The organism is Flavobacterium sp. GW821-FHT11G01 (assembly GCF_058808175.1).
In genome coordinates, this window is sequence record NZ_JBXARK010000011.1 from 105,447 (window position 1) to 106,683 (window position 1,237).

At 41.1% G+C, this 1,237-nt stretch carries 1 pseudogene; it reads left to right on the plus strand.

Annotated elements, in window-relative coordinates:
• A pseudogene (locus tag AC1RRN_RS18410) lies at positions 1–1,237 on the plus strand (hypothetical protein); the annotation flags it as partial.

Consider the following 1,237-nt stretch of genomic DNA (forward strand, 5'->3'; position numbering starts at 1 on the left):
GATTCTTTTGTATGGCCTGTAAACTCTCAAACGTATAGCACTTCGGGAACATACACCGTAAATAACGACGGTTGTACCGCTGATCATGTGTTGAACCTGACTGTAGGCGCAAAACCTGCAACAATAACCACAACAGAAAACATCTGTTTTGGTGAATCTTTTACGTGGCCTGTAAACTCTCAAACGTATAGCATTTCGGGAACATACACCGTAAATAACGACGGTTGTACTGCAGATCAGGTATTGAATCTGACTGTAGGTACAAAACCTGTAACAATAACCACAACAGAAAACATCTGTTTCGGCGAATCTTTTACGTGGCCGATAAACTCTCAAACGTATAGCATTTCGGGAACATACACCGTAAATAACGACGGTTGTATTGCAGATCAGGTATTAAATCTGACGGTAGGCGCAAAACCTGCAACAGTAACCACTACTAAAAATATCTGTTTTGGAGATTCTTTTGTATGGACTGTAAACGGACAAATTTATACCGCATCTGGAACTTACACCGTAAATAATGATGGATGTACGGCTGATCAGATTTTGAAACTGACGGTAGGCGCAAAACCAACAACAGTAACCACAACAAAAAATATCTGTTTTGGCGAATCTTTTACGTGGCCGGTAAACTCTCAAACATATACCACTTCGGGAACATATACCGTAAATAACGACGGTTGTACTGCAGATCAGGTGTTGAATCTGACGGTAGGCGCAAAACCTGCAACAGTAACCACAACTAAAAATATCTGTTTTGGGGATTCTTTTGTATGGCCTGTAAACAGCCAGACTTATACCGCATCCGGAACTTACACCGTAAATAATAACGGATGCACTGCCGATCAGCTGTTGAACCTGACGGTAGGTGCAAAACCTGCAACAGTAACCACAACAAAAAATATCTGTTTTGGAGATTCTTTTGTATGGACTGTAAACGGACAAATTTATACCGCATCTGGAACTTACGCCGTGAATAATGATGGATGTACGGCTGATCAGGTGTTGAATCTGACGGTAGGCACAAAACCTGCAACAATAACCACAACAGAAAACATCTGTTTTGGTGAATCTTTTATATGGCCCGTAAACTCTCAAACGTATAGCACTTCGGGAACATACACCGTAAATAACGACGGATGTACCACTGATCAGGTGTTGAACCTGACGGTAGGTGCAAAACCTGCAACAGTAACCACAACAAAAAATATCTGTTTTGGAGATTCTTTTGTAT